The organism is Neorhizobium alkalisoli, from assembly GCF_002968635.1.
GTDB classification, from domain to species: Bacteria; Pseudomonadota; Alphaproteobacteria; order Rhizobiales; family Rhizobiaceae; genus Neorhizobium; species Neorhizobium alkalisoli.
Genome location: NZ_PVBN01000021.1, coordinates 1 through 14,239 on the forward strand (window position 1 = coordinate 1; position 14,239 = coordinate 14,239).

Below are 14,239 nucleotides of genomic sequence, written 5' to 3' on the forward strand. Positions count from 1 at the left end.
ACGCTAAAGGCGACGGAGCAGCCAATCGACACCAGCTCGGCCGCCGGCAAGGCTTTCCTCGACATGCTCGGCGTATTCGCGGAGTTCGAGACAAACCTGCGCAAGGAACGGCAGATGGAGGGCATCAAGGCTGCGAAAGCACGAGGTGTCTACAAAGGGCGACGCCCGAAAATCGACACGGCTGAGATCCGCAAGCTGAAAACTGAAGGCATTGGTCCCGCCGAAATAGCCCGTCGTCTCGGCATTGGGAGAGCGAGCGTGTACCGCGCACTGGAAATATCATAAAAAGGCGTTGCGAAATACCTATTTCGTGCGTTGCAAAAATCGGTCGCAAACTCAAAACTTCGATCGGCTAAATCTCGTTCGAAACCTCGATGTCCTGGTTCAGCACGGCGCTCTCAACGAAGTTTCCGAGTGCGCGCGCCGTCGAGTCGTAGATCGATTTTTCTCCATCGGGGCTCGAAAGGGTTAGGACAAAAGCGACCTCTTGTGCCCCGGCCTGACTGTGGTGCGTCCAGCCGAACTGATACAGGTCGCGCATGTAAACGCGGGCGTAAAGACGGAGATGCGACCCCGAAAAACTGAGACCACTGCTTTTGGTAAAATCCCGGCAATGCCTTCTTATCGGCTGCCATTTCCGGAGCTCATCGCGAGCATCGTTTTCCGGAAGCGTCGATTCCTTCATTGAGCCTAGAAGGGACGGCCATTTCTTCGGCCCGGTAGGATACATCAACGATGTCTCCAGCCGGGACGCGAAGTAATTCGCACCACCAAACGGTGAAACAAGGGGCCTAAGCACAGCGGTCAGGCTGGCGCGGCCAAACAACTTCCCATCGCGTACCAACTCGGGAGGGATGGGAATATCGTTCCAGTAATAGGCGGTCCCGGGCTCAAGTTGCGCCCGCCACGCGAGCGTGACGCTGCCAGGCGCACAGGTCCACGGCAAATGACCTTTATATGGCGTCCCCCAGCCGAGACGCGGATCGTGCTCGCTGCGTTCAGCTGAATTGATCAGGAGAGCTTTAACCAAATCCGGCGTCGGCTCGCGTAAGCTATCGAACGTGTGGGCTGCCAAAGACGAGACCAATGGCGTTGCGTAGCTGCTTCCCGTATCCACGACCCCACCAAGCATCCTGAGATTCGAAAACCACGACAAGTCTGGTTTCATCATCCCATCGGGGCCGGGACCGGGCAGGCAGGCGGGGCAACTATCGCCCGGCGTTCCATCTGGGAGCGCCTGACGCCCCCCGACAACTATTGCAGCTTCACAGTCAGCTGGCGGATTGGGTCGAGAACTGTTGTCAGGGCTGACATTCCCAACGGAGATTACCGGGAGGAAGCCCGCCGATCTCGCCAGGAGGCTGATTTCATGGCCAAGAACGCTAACGTCAGATGGGTCCAAGCCGGCGCCGTCCTGATTGGCAGAAATATTCCAAACGCGCGCTTCGGGATAAAGTCGTGCAACCTCCGTCAGATAGTCGACCAACTCACGTTCATCAAAACGACGGTTTGCATTCTTATGGGGAACTGCCTGAACCGATCCGATGCGGCAATTTAGCTCCGGCAGCAATCGGTTGTTATTCCAGGCGTGGCCGTGGACAACGAGCGAGCTAACACAATTGCCATGAAGCTTGTCGGCTTGGGCGTTCGTCACGAAAGGCGTTGCTTTGAAGGCTTCAGCTGCGCTGTAACTTTTCGCATGTAAGCCGCCGTCGACGACAACGACAACGGGTGCGCTTTCATCGATGACTGGCGCAGGAGGCTCCGCTCCTTCGCCAGGAGCCGCCACCCTGATAGGCCGCACAGGATCAATTCGATAGGAAGCACCGGAGGCAATGAGCTGCCGCAGTCCTTCTTTGTTCGGAATACGAACCGTGGCTCGGCCGACGCCGGTGTTTCGATAATCCCGCATGGCCCTCGCAATGCTGGATTGTCGCGGTGTCGTTAGAGCGCGCGGTTCTTCCGCTTCCTCTGACGTGCCGAGCGTGAGGCGCACACTGGTGAAGGTCGGCAATACCAATCTTTCATTGGCAAAGCTCTGAATACGCTCCAACACTTCAGCCTTGGCCTCGCGATCGCGAAACGGAGCAAGCCAGACCACAAACAAACGTCCGTCATCATCTTCTGGCGCGGAATTCCAGAGTTCGCTGACCGAGCGCCCGCGTAATCGACGTTTCGTATCAAATCGCTCCAGAGACGAAACTCGCGATATGTCCGCTTGCATCGCATAGCCGACTGGATGCTCGATAGCGCCGATAAGGCGAGGCAACTGCTTGACCTCAGCCTCGATCAAATAGCCTCCCGGCAGGGGAGCAACCAAGCGGCACCCCTGCCGCTGGGAGAAGAGATCATCTGGTGTGTGTGTCGGAGCGAGTGAATCTTCGCTGAACATGCGAACGACGAGGTGAGTTAGCCCTGAATATGTTGGCAACTCCGTGCGGTGCGCATAGATGTCGCGTGTTTCGCTCGCAAGAACTTCCTGCTGTCGGCCGAGCCGCTCCGTGACGATACTGTCAATGCCTTTGCCACGCCCGGTCGGGCTCCGGAGCGCGGGATCCATTTGAAGGCTCAGAACAGGATAGAGAAGCGGCTGGTCTCGAACTTCAGCCATGCTATGCCTCCCCATCCTGTTGCTTCAAATAAGCATAGATGGCTTGCCGTGACACACCAAGAATGCGGGCAGTATCCGCGCCGGCAATACCATGCTTCTCTTTTAAAGCTAACGCCACCTGGCGCTTCTGCTCGGCGTCCAACGCCTGCCGCTGCACAGGGGCAGCCCGCCCTGATCGTGGTTCCAGCAATGCCGCAACAACAGCTCCAAAATCGATGTCACGCGACTCATGAACTGCATGGCGCCGTGCTGACAAGCTCATCATTTCGATATCGGCCCCCGATAACCCTTCGGACACTGTAGCAAACAACTCCGCGCGACCTTCTTCATCTTTGTCCTCAAAAAGAAAATGTCGCCAAAGGTCGGCGCGGACGCCTACCTCTGGAAGACCAAGTTCTATTTTGTAGGGAAACCTTCTCCAGATTGCGGGATCAAGAAGGTGCGAGTGGTTGGTCGCGGCAACGACGATCGAGCTCGGATCTAAACCATCCAGAGCCTGAATTACAGTATTGACCACACGCTTGAGCTCGCCCAGTTCGTGCCGATCGTCACGTAGTTTTGCAACAGCATCCATTTCATCCAAAAAAAGGACGGCGTTTCGCGCCGGCACGAAATCAAAAACCGAGCGGATATTTTTTGCCGTATCGCCGAGCAGCGAGGAAATTACGGAGTCGAGCCGGACGACATAAAGCGGGCGGGACAACTGCGCTGCGATGTGACCGGCAAGAAGAGACTTGCCCGTTCCCGGCGGGCCAGAGAGTAAGAGCCCAAGTCGCGACGCCAATCCTTTGGCGCTCAGATCGTCTATGCGCCGAGCATCCGCGATAAAATCGCTGAACACGCGCCACCCGCCTTCGTTCAGAAAAACAGGGGTATCGGGCCAAGTTTGCTCCTCGACAAGCGGCAAGCGGGATTTCGAATCCACGGGCAAGGATTCCACGTAACCAGACGCCTTCAAAGGTACGCCTCGCTTCCGCACCAGGGCTTTCAGTTCCTTCGCGATCGAGGGTTCACCATTCTTGTCGAGATCGCGTGCGAGCGCATTCGCCGCACGACGCACGCGCGTGTAATCAGCCGAAAGCGCTGCATCGGCCAGTTCCAGCACATTTTTCATCTCAATTGTCACGATCACTCCATGCGTAAAACTTCTAGGCTAATTCGTAAACCAAAATAGGCATATTGACAATTAAAATTTGCTTAATGTAAAATGAAATGGCACTCAAGAGAAAGGATTTTGATGCAATGACAAAGAAAAATCAGCATGTGGTGCCTCACAACGGCGATTGGGCCGTGCGAGGCGCTGGCAATCAGAGGGTGACCTCTACCCACGCAACGCAGGCAGATGCGGCGGCTGCCGCGCGCAAGATCGCCATCAACCAGCAGAGTGAAGTGGTTATTCATCGTCCCAACGGACAAATCCGAGACAAGGATTCCTACGGTCGCGATCCCTTCCCCCCGCGTGGCTAAGACCTGAGGTCGCCTGGAGTGAGGCGGCCTCTTCACCAAAGGAGAGAAAAATGCAGTTCGAAGGCGCGTTAGTTCGCGAACAGGGCGTCACATTCGCCATTGTCATCGTTAAGCCGCACGTTCTTAACATCGGTCATCAAGCCGATGACGTTGCTGATAGTTTCCAGCCCGCCTTTCCAGGTGTACCTATTGTACTCATGGCGCAAAATAGCCGAGGCATTCCCACATATCGTGGCCGACGTGATCTCGTGAATTTTCTGTCACGGGTGCCGATGCAGGCCATTCCTTGGCGGCGCTATACCCTGAACTGATCTGGAAGATGCGGCAATGCTGAAGACCGATACCCGTCAGGCGAATTGGCGCCGGGCCAATCCCGCCAAATACGATGCTCACCTTGCCGTGCAGCGAGCAGTGAAGGCCGGCGACTTGGAAAAGCAGACATGTGAGGTCTGCGGGGTCCAAGCGGTTGATGCACATCACGACCAATACGACGAGCCTTTAAGGGTACGCTGGTTGTGCCGCCGGCATCACACACGACTTCATCACTACGGAGAGGATATGTTTCCGATCAGGGATGCATGAGACCTGCAATTTCAATTACCCATGGCGATGAGATTTTGCGGCTCTCCAGCAGCAGGTTTCGCCTGCCATATGGCTCGCTCCCAACGCTTTTCCCCAGACCGTCTTTTCAAGCGCCGCTCCATCGTGGATCGCAAACCCTGTCTCAAAGAGGACGAAGCTACCCGCATCCTCCAGCACTTTCAGACTCAGCCTCTTTTCGTAGAATTCCCTGGATCGGCTGATGTCGCGAACGAAAGGGATTGGATTGATAAAGCGCGTCGAGGCCCCGCTACTCATGGCTGGTCTTTTTTCAGATAATCGCCATACAGGCGCGCGCCCTCCTCGGCGGTGATGACGCCCTTGCGTTCCAAGGTCACAACCAAGTCCTCAACGGGATCATGCACGACCCCATCGCCGGAAAGCTCCGTCACCTTGTCGGCCCAATCATCAATCGGCAGCCGCTCGGCCACAATGCCATGCTCTGCTGCCAGCGCATAAATCCGGGGGCCAGTCCCATGGCGCTGTCTGCTGTAATCATGATCTCCCTCCTATCGGCCTAACCCGAGCCCTTGCGAGCGGGAAAGCTGCTGTTTCAGTGTGTGGTCGCGGCTCAACTCGGCCACGCGGGTGCGCTCCACCATGCGGGCGACGGTCTTGATCTGCTCGGCCCGCTTCGCCAGCTCCGGACGCTGCTCGAGCTCCGTGGCGAAGTTGCGAGGATCGGAATGACCGAACCGGCGCTCGAGCGCCTTGGCAACCTGTTTGGCTTCCTCGAGCGCAGCCTTGCCCTCCGGCGTCGATCGCAGTTCATCAATCAGCTCGTCCCGCTTATCGCCCGACACCTTGTCCACTCGGTCGAGGATTTTGGCGCTGCTGGGTGTCAGGCCGGGAACCTCGACCACATCGCGCTTTTCCCGCTGCCACTGCTCGGCTTTGCGTTCCTCGCCCAAACGCCATTCCCAAGCCGAGGCCGACGATTCCAGATGCGAGGCGACGGAACGGGCATACCGCAATGCGTCCTTGCGCTCCTTGTTATCTCCGAGCAGGCCGGATTTGCCGCGAAGGTCTCCAAACCGCTCCGGCTGCTCGGCCATGGCCTTCGCCATCACCTTGCCGTCGCCATTCTGGTCAATGATCGCGGAACGCAGGCGGCCCGCGACCTCGGCCGGATCGCGGAAGACACGCCGCGCCACCGATTCCACGGTCTCAAACCGCTGCTCGAACACCGGCATCGCCTTTTCGCGGGCAATGTCCTCGATGCTCCTGTCATGGCGCGTGATCGCCGGTACAAGCGGCTCGGGCTTCCCGGCCTGCTGCCGGCGCTGACGATTATCGCCGCTATCCCGCGTGAGATCCTGCGCAGGATCCTCGCGGCGAACAGGGCCGGCCAGCTCGCCGGCGCGTTCCTCGTAAACTCGCTGACGTTCGGATGGCCGGTCCTGCTGCTCCTGGGCCGGACGGGCCGCACGGGACGACATGCCCTGCGCCAGCTTTTGGGCAGGAACAAGGTCGATCTCGCTGCGGACCCCGAACGCCTCGGCGATCCCGCGCCGCTCTGCAAAGGCCTTGGCGTAATCCAGCGTCGTTTCCTTCGCACCGGATCTGGACAGCCGGTTTTCAAGCTGCGCATAGGCCAGTTCGCCAGCATCCTGCACCTTCCACCCATTGCGGTGCGTCTCCGTACCGTCCGGAAGCCGCACCGGCTCCGCCCCCTCATGACGAAGGCCGATTGTCGCGCCAATCTCCGGCGCTGCCTCTTTCATCGCCCGCTCAAGATCGACGCCCCATGTGGTGGACCGCTCGCCTTTGGCGTTTTCCAGCGTCACAAAGTAGCTGTCGCGATTGCCGGCCTTGTGCTCGTAGGGTGCAACCCCATGCTCTACCAGCTTGCCTGGGGCCAACATTTGGCCGGCGCGCCGATCGGTGAATTCATCCTGCGCCGCATAGAGCTGTGCCCCGTCACGATGCCGAGTCATCGCGACATAGGTCAGGTGCCGGTCCATGGTGCTGGACGCCAACACAAACGCGCGATCGACCGTCGCCCCCTGATTTTTATGGATGGTGGTCGCATAGCCGTGATCAACGGCCTGATAGGTATCCATCGGAATGCGGACGCGCTCCCCGCCTCGACCGTCGAGCTGCGCCACGATCATGGGGCCAGCACCTGGCCGGCCGGCCTCCACGCTCTCGACGGTGCCGAGCATCCCATTCTTCACCCCGAGGTCGCGATTGTTCTCAAGGAACACGATGCGGTCACCAGGCGCGAACTCTCGGCGACCGTCATTGGTCTGGAAGGTCCGCGCCCGCCCCAAATGACCCTGATCTACCTCGCCCCCGCTCGGCCCGTGGCTATCGCCGGGTTCGCAACTCTTCGCCAGCTCGCCGCGCTCCTGCAGCGCGGCTCTGATCCCGGCATTGATGGCGCGAACATCGGCACGACGATGCGCCATCGCAACCCGGGTGCCGTCCGGACGCTGCTGCCGATCCGCCAGATAATCGCGCACGATCTCCCCGCTTGCCCCGTCGCGGCTCTCACTGAAACGAATATCGCCTCGCTCCTGATAGGCAGCCAGACCCTCGGCCGTTCGATGCGTGGCGAACGCAACAGAAGCTTCGCGCTGCCAGCCCACACGCTGCCGGCGAATGTCGGAAAGCTCGACATGGCCGACCTGCTCGGCAATCGCCCGGAAGGGCGCACCGGCCCCGATCGCCTGAAGCTGCTCATGATCTCCGACAAGAACGATCTTCGCCCCGCGCGTCTCAACCTCTGCGACGAAACGGGCGAGCTGGCGGCTCCCCACCATGCCCGCCTCGTCGATCACAAACACGTCGCCTCGGCCGACCGCATAGCGATCCCCACTATGTGGGTTCTCCCAACTGCGGGACCAGGACGCGAGCGTGCGGCTCTGGATGCCGGAACTTTCCTCCAGGCCCTCGGCCGCCTTCCCCGACAACGCCGCTCCGTGCACCGTGTAGCCCTCCGCCGCCCAGGCCTCGCGGGCAGCGGCAAGCATCGTGGACTTGCCAGCACCAGCAAAGCCGACGACAGCCGCGATGCGCTCCGGTCCGGTGATATGTTCGATCGCCCGTCGCTGCTCATCCGAAAGCCCCGCCTCTATCCGTTTTGCGCTGCCATCTTGTACACCGCGCTCATTTCCTGGGGATACGAAAGTCGCCATGCTTGAGCGGATCGCCTGGTCCTGCCTCCCTATCGCTCGCTCGACATGATGACGGGCAACGCCATGGCTTCGGGCATTCCCCATCCTGACAGCTCGCCCGGCCATGGCGCTTTCGATCTCGACCATTTCCCGGGTCGAATACCGCGGCTTGTGAACCTCGCCTGTCTCTGGATCAGCTCTCTCGGCCTGAAGCTCGACCAGCGCCGGCGAAGCCATCACCGACGCAAATGCGTTCTCGAACGCCTGCGCGTCATCGTTGATGTAGCGATGCAGGGTGCGGGCAATATCGTGCCGGTCGAACACACTCTTTTCGTTCGTGATCAGCACAAGCACCTGCTCCGGCTTCTCCCGGATCAGATCGGCGTTGCGCCTGGCAGCCTCCTCATCCAGCCGCCCCCGATCGACCGGCTTTCCCTGCCGCTCCATCTGCGTCGCATGCACACCCATATGCTCGGTGGGCTGAAGCTCAAGGCCGCGATCCTCGTGCGAACGATGGTCGATCCGGATATCCAAACCCTCACGCGCCAAGCGCTCGTTGGCGATGCTCTCCCACGACTGCCTGATATCGCGAAGCTGCATGTCGGTCGTGGCAAGACCGTTTGACAACAGACGCGCATTCTTGTGCTCAAGATAGGTCTTCTCGCCAAGCCCGCTCTCGCCAACCTGTCGCGTCGTCATCATCACATGCGCATGATAATTGCGAACGTCGCCGCGCTCATGCGGCGCATGGATCGCGAAATCCACCGCTGCGCCATAGCGATCGGCCAAATCCTGAGCAAACGTCCGCGCCGCCTCGATCCGTCCTTCCGGAGACAGCTCGTGCGGAAGCGCAATCTCGAATTCACGGGCAACGCGGGCATCTTTGCGTTTTTCGGCGAACTCGGCCGCATTCCACAAGGCTGAACGGTCGCGAGCCCAATCGGCTGAAACGCCTTGCGGAAGGACGATCTCTGTATGCTCCACCCCCTCTTTCCGAGTGAAGTCATGCACAAGCCCATCGCGTTCGTTCGTCAGCTTCTCAGCGGAGCGATAAGCCGCTGATGCGACCGCGCTACGACCGGACGCCCGCGAGATTGGCTTTGCGCTGAGATGATAGATTGCCAAACAATATTCCCCGAACCAAAAGGAGGATATCAAGCACTGATTTGCGCAGCAAGTCGTAAGTGCGCCCTTGTAACTTTCTTCGCTACGCTTATCCAGCCACGGTGTGGTGCAAAATTGCTAGTACCTGTGTGTGATCTGAAAAGTAGCAGAGCGAATTCACTCCGCCGTCAAGAGCCAAAACATTTTTCATTCGGGAAGAAGAATCTTCTCGATCGGCTCTTGTGCTTCGCGGAAATCCGAAGTCCCATAAATTCAGGTCGCAGTTTCGGCGACTAACCCCAAACCATGGAGACATCCAAATGAAGCATCGAGAAACACCTAACTGGCCCGACTACATCGCTCGTGCAGTGGCGCTGGCGATCGCGGTCGTCGGCCCCTTCGCTCTGCAGGACCTGCCGCGCATTCATGAAAGTGAACATCCTTATGGATATGCGATCGGCATCTCCACCATCGCTGCCCTTGCCGCCGGCTTCCTTGTCCTCCGGTTCTGCGAGTGGCTGTTCAACGCCCATATGGATAGTGTCGAGAGCAAGAACCGCTTCGGCTTTGCGTCCATGCTGATTACGTTTGGTTTGTTCGCCGTCGCCATTGCAACTTTCGCGATCCAATGGCAGAAAAGCTGACATGGCAAACGACACCGCTTCGACGCTCGCGCTTCTGATCGACGGCGACAACGCCTCGCCGAAGATCATCGCCGGATTGCTGGCCGAAATCGCCAACTACGGCACGGCGAGCGTCAAGCGCGTCTACGGCGATTGGACCAAACCCAATCTCAATGGCTGGAAGGAATGCCTGCTGGAGCATTCACTCCAGCCGGTTCAGCAGTTCGCCTATACGACAGGTAAGAACGCCACCGATGGCGCGATGATCATCGACGCCATGGATCTGCTTTATACCGCACGATTCTCCGGTTTCTGCATCGTCTCAAGCGACAGCGATTTCGCAAGGCTGGCGGCGAGGATCCGCGAACAGGGCGTCACGGTGTACGGGTTTGGCGAACGCAAGACGCCGAGACCCTTCATTACGGCCTGCGACAAGTTCGTCTATTTCGACGTGCTGAAGGGACTTGGAGAGGAAGCGGCGGCAACACCCGCCGCGCAGGAAGAGGCGAAGGCAAAGGCGACGAAAAACGCCAAGGATAAGACTTTGCTCTCCATGCTACGGACCGCCGTCACGGCGGTCTCAGATGAAAGCGGCTGGGCCAATCTCGGCGCAGTCGGCAGTCACGTCGCGAAACAATCGCCGGAATTCGATTCCAGAAACTTCGGCTTTGCCCGCTTGAGCGATCTCGTCGAGGCCACCGCAAAGTTCGAGATGGATCGATCCGGCAAGGTGCAAAAGGGCATCCTCATCCGCGCGAAGACAAAGTGAAAGAAAGAAGACTGATGGCTCGTAAGACGATCGAAGAACGGCTGGCGCAGATCGAAGCGCAGCGAAAGACCCTCAAGGCCAGACTGGGCAAACAGGAACGCGCCGAGGACACCAGGCGCAAGGTACTGCTCGGTGCCCTCGTGCTGCATCGCCTCGAAAATGGCAAGGATGAATTCTCGCGCAACCTGTCCGCTTGGCTAAAGCGGGAACTACCTGGCTTCCTCACCCGCGATATTGACAAGGCACTCTTTGCCGATCTGCTAGCCGCAAAGGACGGTTAGGTGAGCAAACCCCACCTTCGTCACGTCGCAGGAGCCCGGATGACAACGAACGACCAACCCGAGCGCTCCGGCGCGCGAGGCGCCTGTTCTTTTGCTCCTTCTGCCGCAAAAGCACCGATGACGTCGCCACGATGATCGCCGGCCCGACAACCTTCATCTGCGACGAATGCATTGAACTTTGCCTGTCGATGATGACCGAGGCGGCGGCCAAGGCGGATGCTGAGCAACAGGACAAGGATGTCGGCCTCCCCGGAGGGCATCGCAAACCGAATGCCTGGGGGCAACGGCAGGCCGCCGTCTGGGCGAAAACCGTCCTCAAGCGGTTGCCGAAATCGGCCCTGACAGATCTCGAACAAGCAAACGCGCTGGATTTTCTCACCCGCATCACCGCCAGGATTGTCGAGATCGGCTATGAACGCGGCGCGGCCGACGGCTTCGATCAAGGCTACCGCTATAATCGGGACCGCGAGCGGCAAGAAACAAAATTACGAACGGAGGGGGAAGCATGAACCAGGCGACGCTTGCATGGGCCGCGTTCAAGAACATGATGCGCGCCGCTGCGCGAGATCCACTATGGGCTTTCGTCTCCGTGCTCTTTGCACCTTTCCGAATCTGGAAGCCGACACTTCAAATCCTGTTGGTCGTCGTCATCGTCACTTTCGTTATCGGTTTTGGCGGTCGGTTCTTTCTTCAGGATATGTTGGGATTCGGCCCCGGCAGCATTCCGTTCATTGCCGTCGATCTCTTCATGCTGCTGGTGCTCGTTGCACTCGTCTTCCGGCTCATCACCAATCCGCTGATTGCTCATTTCGGGGACATGGAAGGCGATACTCACGGCTCCGCGCGCTTCGCAACTGACAAGGAAGTAGCTCCCCTCTCCCAAGCCGATTCCGGCCTGCTGATTGGCCGCAACGGCAAGACCGGAAAGCTCATGCGCTATGATGGACCGGCGCACCTGCTCACCATGGCGCCGACGCGAACCGGCAAGGGCGTGGGAACCATCATCCCCAACTTGCTCACCGCCGACCGCTCCGTGATTTGCATCGATCCCAAGGGGGAGAATGCGAAGATCACCGGCCGCGCCCGAGAAACCTTCGGGCCGGTCCATGTCCTCGATCCCTTCGGCGTCACCGGCCTGCCCTCGGCGGCCTTCAATCCGCTCGATACGCTCGATCCGGCCGGCCTCGATGTCGCGGAGGACGCCAGCACCCTTGCCGACGCTCTCGTGTTCGATGAACCAGGTATGGCCGGCGAAGCCCATTGGAACGAGGAAGCCAAGGCGCTGATATCAGGCCTGATCCTCAAGATCGTGGCCGTAGAATCTCCCGGTCGGCGTCACCTTGGCACGCTGCGCGAATATCTCACCCTCGCTCCTGAGCGGTTTGCCGCCCTCATGAAACGCATGCAGGACATGGACGACGCAAACGGCCTGGTCGCCAGAGCGGCAAACCGCCACCTCGGCAAGTCCGATCGCGAGGCCGCCGGCGTCCTATCGGCCGCCCAGCGCCATACCCATTTCCTCGACTCGCCGCGCATGACGGCCGTGCTCTCTCGCTCCGATTTCCGCTTTGCTGATCTCAAGCGCCGGAATGTGACGGTCTTCCTCGTGCTGCCGCCTGATCGCCTTTCGACCTATTCGCGCTGGCTGCGCCTGCTTGTCAGCCAAAGCCTGCTCGATATGGCCCGCGATCCGGCAAAGCCGGCCGTCCCGGTCCTCTATCTGCTCGATGAGTTCGCCACCCTCGGCCACCTCTCCCCTGTAGAGCGCGCCATGGGCCTCATGGCCGGCTACGGCGTCCAGCTCTGGCCGATCCTGCAGGACGTTCACCAGCTCCGCGCCACATACGGGCAGAGAGCCGGAACCTTCCTGTCCAATGCCGGCGTGCTGCAGGTGTTCGGCGTCAACGATCACGACAGCGCCCGCCTCGTCTCCGATCTGCTCGGACAGGAGACAGTCGTGTTCCAGACCATGGCCCGCGCTCTCGATTCCGAAAAGTCGGGCATCTCCTACAGCCAGCACCACACTGCCCGGCCGCTGCTCACCCCGGACGAGGTACGCAGCATGCCGCAGAACATCGAACTGCTGTTCCTGGCCGGGCAACGGCCGATCGTCGCCGGAAAGCTCGCCTATTACGCCGATCCGGAATTCAGAGAATTGTTTGATGCGCAGGCATAAGTCAGTAGCCCCGACGTCCTCAAAAGAATTCTGCTATCCAAAAGCCGGCGTCACCCCTGCCCGCGAGAAATTAGACCCTCACCCGCATTTGTCGCCGGGCAAAGCAATTATGAAGGATCTGCTATGACGACCCAAATCAAAGCCTACATTGCCGAGCATGGCCTTGTTAGAACAGTGGAAACGCTGCTCGCATCTCCGGCGACCTTCGATATGACCGAGTCCCATGCGGCGCAAAGAGTGCGCATCATTACTCAGATCATCGATGCCCCCTGGGAGGTGATAGACTCGATCAGCGGAGTCGCCGCCTGCTTTGAGCGCATTGACAGCACGAACTCTGATCGCGATACAGATTCATTCCCTGAATGACGCAACACTATGCGCGCGATCTAACACTGCCTGCGTCGGTTGGACACTGACGGCGCTTCAGGAGCGCGTGAACGAACGAACCCTCCCGGACGGGTGACAGCTCCGCAAGGTCCTCAACAAGACCGTGAAGCTGCTATCCCTGTCCAGACCGACAGTGCACTGAAGGGCCGACCTATGGAAAATGACCGTCTAGCCCATCTGCCCGAAAAAAAGCGCCGCGAACTGAAACGCGTGGCGCAAATCCTGTTCGACGAATTTGAAGATGCCCTGAAAACCAAGCTCTCCGACAAAGGAAAGCGCGGCCGCATCCTCAAGCTCATCCTGTTCGGCTCCCATGCGCGTGGCGATTGGGTCGAAGACCGCACGAGCGGCTATCGCTCCGACTATGACCTTCTCGTCGTCGTCAACTATGAGAGCTTTGGCGAGCAACACGAGGCTTGGGAAAAAGCGGGCGAGCGCTTCTTGCAGGAGCTGACCATAACCCGCCGACTCTCAACGCCGATCAATTTCATCGTCCATAGCTACCAGGACCTCAACAACCAACTCGCTCAAGGCCGCCCCTTCTTCGTCGACATCGCCCGCGACGGGATCGCGCTCTACGAAACACCGGGCTTCCCCCTCGCCTCCCCCAAAACCCTCGCACCCGAGGAAGTTCGCGCCGAGTCGAAACGGCATTTCGACCAGTGGTTTCCAAGCGCCGATGCGTTCAAAGCAGCAGCCGGCTTTCTCGTTGAACGTGGAAACTTACCCGAAGCGGCGTTCCAACTGCACCAGGCCGCCGAACGGCTCTATCATTGCGTCCTGCTTGTGTTGGCACTCTACAGTCCCAAATCGCACCGACTGACATTCCTGCGCTCACAAGCCGAACGCATCGCCCCCCAGCTCATCGACGTATGGCCGAGAGATTCCCGTTTCGCCAAGCGATGCTTTACCCGTCTCGATCGCGCCTATGTCGATGCACGCTATTCATCCGCTTACGAAATTACCGGCGAAGAACTGGCCTGGCTAGTCGGGCGGGTGGAGGCCCTGCAAGAGACCGTCGTTGCGATCTGCGCCGATTGGCTCGACGGCTCCGGTTCCAGCGTGACGGAAGCATGACAGACGGTCCCGGCGCTGGCGCACC

The 14,239-nt window shown here is 59.4% G+C and carries 15 protein-coding genes and 1 pseudogene; 11 read left to right on the forward strand and 5 right to left on the reverse strand.

Features of this window, described 5'->3' with window-relative positions:
* Positions 1 to 285: recombinase family protein (locus C5L13_RS27615; protein WP_158693548.1), on the forward strand; the 285-nt coding region annotated here is incomplete at its 5' end.
* A gap of 67 nt (positions 286 to 352) precedes the next feature.
* Here the strand turns inward: C5L13_RS27615 and C5L13_RS27620 are convergent.
* Positions 353 to 2,611, reverse strand: a complete 2,259-nt coding sequence (locus tag C5L13_RS27620) for a S8 family peptidase (protein WP_105386480.1) — start codon at positions 2,609 to 2,611, stop codon at positions 353 to 355.
* Position 2,612: 1 nt separating this feature from the next.
* Positions 2,613 to 3,737 carry an AAA family ATPase gene (locus tag C5L13_RS27625; RefSeq protein WP_105386481.1) on the reverse strand — a complete coding sequence of 375 codons (1,125 nt, stop codon included), beginning with the start codon at positions 3,735 to 3,737 and terminating at the stop codon, positions 2,613 to 2,615.
* Positions 3,738 to 3,853: 116 nt separating this feature from the next.
* Here C5L13_RS27625 and C5L13_RS27630 point away from each other — a divergent pair, with 116 nt between their 5' ends.
* From C5L13_RS27630 to C5L13_RS27640, 3 genes are read left to right on the forward strand one after another with little or no spacing between them, the layout of a single operon-like run.
* A complete protein-coding gene (locus C5L13_RS27630; RefSeq protein ID WP_105386514.1) occupies positions 3,854 to 4,078 on the forward strand; it encodes a DUF2188 domain-containing protein in 225 nt (74 codons plus the stop codon).
* A gap of 50 nt (positions 4,079 to 4,128) precedes the next feature.
* Complete coding sequence (locus C5L13_RS27635; RefSeq protein ID WP_105386482.1) at positions 4,129 to 4,389, forward strand: hypothetical protein; 261 nt, start codon at positions 4,129 to 4,131, stop codon at positions 4,387 to 4,389.
* Positions 4,390 to 4,405: 16 nt separating this feature from the next.
* On the forward strand, positions 4,406 to 4,660 hold the full coding sequence (locus C5L13_RS27640; protein ID WP_105386483.1) for a hypothetical protein: 255 nt from the start codon (positions 4,406 to 4,408) through the stop codon (positions 4,658 to 4,660).
* Positions 4,661 to 4,706: 46 nt separating this feature from the next.
* On the opposite strand, the pseudogene C5L13_RS27645 reads toward C5L13_RS27640, so the two are convergent.
* From C5L13_RS27645 to traA, 3 genes and pseudogenes are all read right to left on the reverse strand, one after another.
* Positions 4,707 to 4,936, reverse strand: a pseudogene (locus tag C5L13_RS27645) (glyoxalase/bleomycin resistance/extradiol dioxygenase family protein); the annotation flags it as partial.
* Positions 4,933 to 5,109 (reverse strand): hypothetical protein, encoded by a 177-nt coding sequence (locus C5L13_RS28870; protein WP_158693549.1) that lies wholly within the window; start codon positions 5,107 to 5,109, stop codon positions 4,933 to 4,935. The gene C5L13_RS28870 and the pseudogene C5L13_RS27645, both read right to left, overlap by 4 nt.
* A 78-nt stretch (positions 5,110 to 5,187) precedes the next feature.
* A complete protein-coding gene (traA, locus tag C5L13_RS27650; protein ID WP_105386484.1) occupies positions 5,188 to 8,922 on the reverse strand; it encodes a Ti-type conjugative transfer relaxase TraA in 3,735 nt (1,244 codons plus the stop codon).
* A gap of 299 nt (positions 8,923 to 9,221) precedes the next feature.
* Here traA and C5L13_RS27655 point away from each other — a divergent pair, with 299 nt between their 5' ends.
* The 7 genes from C5L13_RS27655 (at position 9,222) to C5L13_RS27685 (ending at position 14,214) form a co-directional block, all read left to right on the forward strand.
* Positions 9,222 to 9,545, forward strand: coding sequence for a hypothetical protein (locus C5L13_RS27655; RefSeq protein WP_105386485.1), 324 nt, complete (start codon positions 9,222 to 9,224; stop codon positions 9,543 to 9,545).
* A 1-nt stretch (position 9,546) separates the two neighbouring features.
* The gene (locus C5L13_RS27660) at positions 9,547 to 10,293 is read left to right on the forward strand and encodes an NYN domain-containing protein (protein ID WP_105386486.1); all 747 of its coding nucleotides are present in this window, start codon (positions 9,547 to 9,549) and stop codon (positions 10,291 to 10,293) included.
* A 14-nt stretch (positions 10,294 to 10,307) separates the two neighbouring features.
* Positions 10,308 to 10,574, forward strand: coding sequence for a mobilization protein (locus C5L13_RS27665; RefSeq protein ID WP_105386487.1), 267 nt, complete (start codon positions 10,308 to 10,310; stop codon positions 10,572 to 10,574).
* Positions 10,575 to 10,657: 83 nt separating this feature from the next.
* Positions 10,658 to 11,083: a ClpX C4-type zinc finger protein gene (locus C5L13_RS27670; protein ID WP_105386488.1), complete on the forward strand. Its 426-nt coding sequence runs from the start codon at positions 10,658 to 10,660 to the stop codon at positions 11,081 to 11,083.
* Entirely contained in the window at positions 11,080 to 12,750 is a 1,671-nt protein-coding gene (locus tag C5L13_RS27675) for a type IV secretory system conjugative DNA transfer family protein (RefSeq protein WP_105386489.1), read from the forward strand. Before C5L13_RS27670 ends, C5L13_RS27675 begins: the two co-directional genes overlap by 4 nt.
* Before the next feature lie 123 nt (positions 12,751 to 12,873).
* Positions 12,874 to 13,116 carry a hypothetical protein gene (locus tag C5L13_RS27680; protein WP_105386490.1) on the forward strand — a complete coding sequence of 81 codons (243 nt, stop codon included), beginning with the start codon at positions 12,874 to 12,876 and terminating at the stop codon, positions 13,114 to 13,116.
* Positions 13,117 to 13,290: 174 nt separating this feature from the next.
* The gene (locus C5L13_RS27685; RefSeq protein WP_105386491.1) at positions 13,291 to 14,214 is read left to right on the forward strand and encodes a HEPN domain-containing protein; all 924 of its coding nucleotides are present in this window, start codon (positions 13,291 to 13,293) and stop codon (positions 14,212 to 14,214) included.
* Positions 14,215 to 14,239 lie beyond the last annotated feature (25 nt).